Source organism: Aquabacterium sp. UBA2148 (assembly GCF_002328915.1).
Lineage (GTDB): Bacteria > Pseudomonadota > Gammaproteobacteria > Burkholderiales > Burkholderiaceae_C > Aquabacterium > Aquabacterium parvum.
Window position 1 is genome coordinate 2,381 of the sequence record NZ_DCXA01000285.1, and the last position, 1,424, is coordinate 3,804.

3 protein-coding genes are annotated in these 1,424 nt (G+C 67.1%); 2 read left to right on the forward strand and 1 reads right to left on the reverse strand.

Features of this window, described 5'->3' with window-relative positions:
- A partial coding sequence (gene grxC / locus B2W70_RS15890; RefSeq protein WP_286747136.1) for a glutaredoxin 3 occupies positions 1-259 on the forward strand: 259 nt, incomplete at its 5' end.
- A gap of 53 nt (positions 260-312) precedes the next feature.
- Here grxC and B2W70_RS15895 read toward each other — a convergent pair.
- Positions 313-951 (reverse strand): TetR/AcrR family transcriptional regulator, encoded by a 639-nt coding sequence (locus B2W70_RS15895; protein ID WP_286747138.1) that lies wholly within the window; start codon positions 949-951, stop codon positions 313-315.
- A gap of 89 nt (positions 952-1,040) precedes the next feature.
- On the opposite strand from B2W70_RS15895, the gene B2W70_RS15900 reads away from it, so the two are divergent.
- Complete coding sequence (locus B2W70_RS15900; protein WP_286747140.1) at positions 1,041-1,412, forward strand: DUF1304 domain-containing protein; 372 nt, start codon at positions 1,041-1,043, stop codon at positions 1,410-1,412.
- Positions 1,413-1,424 lie beyond the last annotated feature (12 nt).

Genomic DNA, 1,424 nt, shown 5'->3' on the forward strand with positions numbered 1-1,424 from the left:
CGCCGTCAAGATGTACACCACCCTGGTCTGCCCCTACTGCCTGCGGGCCAAGATGCTGCTCAAGCAGCGCGGGGTCGAGGCCATCGAAGAAGTCCGCATCGACCTGGACCCCAGCCAGCGCGACCACATGATGGCCATCACCGGCCGTCGCACCGTGCCTCAAATCTTCATCGGCGAGACCCACGTGGGCGGCTGCGATGACCTCATCGCGCTGGACCAGCGTGGTGGCTTGCTGCCCATGCTGGCTGGTCAGGCCTGACACCAGGCCTCCAGGCGTTCACGGACTGAGCGGACTGAGCGGACACAGGCCCCTCAGCCGTTCGCGCGCTGGCCGGCATCACGTCCCACAGGCCGAGCCAGGGCCAGCACCAGCGCCAACTCTGCCTGGGCCCAGCGCATGAGTTCGGGCTCGGGCAGCCCGGCCCGTGCCCTCAAAGACAGCGAATGCATGAGCGCAGCGACCAGGCCAGCCAGGGCTGTCGCCGGCAGCGCACCGCTCAACTCGCCCTCGCGTGCGGCCCGCTCGAAGCGCGCCGCCAGCAAGGCCGACTGCCCCGCCAGCGCCTGCTGCATCAGTGCCCGCACGGCTTCGTCCTGCCAGGCCACCATCGGCGCGGTCGAGACCATGAAGCACCCCCGAGCGCCTCGGTAAATGGCCACCGTTTGCGCCAGGAGCCGCTCAAGCGCCTGAGCCAAGGTCAGGCCCGGCGCATCAAGCGCGGTCGCCATGCCCTCTCCCACCTGCTTGACATAGCTGTGCAGGGCCAGCCGGTAGAGCTGCGCCTTGTCACCCAGGCCGGCGTAGAGGCTGGCCTTGTTGACGCCAGCGGCCTCGCACAGGTCGTCCACCGAGGTGTCGGCATAACCTTTGGCCCAGAAGGCCTGCTGGACCTGCTGGAGCACCGTTTGAGGATCGTAGGCACGGGGGCGGCCTCGGGGCTTGGCATTCATTCTTACCAGTCAGTCAAAAATTCATTGACGCATTGATTTTTATACTCTACAGTAAAAAACTCAACTGCACGCCGACACAGCGCCACCGCATGGACACCCTCGCCTTCATCCCCACCCTGGCCCTGTGGCTCACCGCCTTCGTGGCTTTGCAACACCTGGGCTTCCTGGTTCTGGAGATGTTCCTGTGGACCCGACCCGCCGGGCGCAAGGCTTTCGGCCTGACCCGAGAGTTCGCCGAATCCACCCGGGTGCTGGCGGCCAACCAGGGTCTGTACAACGGCTTTTTGGCGGCTGGCCTGGCCTGGGGCTGCTGGCTGGGCGCTGCGGGCGCCGACATCCGCGTGTTCTTCCTGGGCTGCGTGGTGATCGCCGGGGTGTTCGGCGGCGCCACGGCGAGCTGGCGCATCCTGCCGATCCAGGCCCTGCCAGCGGCCGTCGCACTGGCGTTGACTCTGCTCTGAGCGCGGGCCACC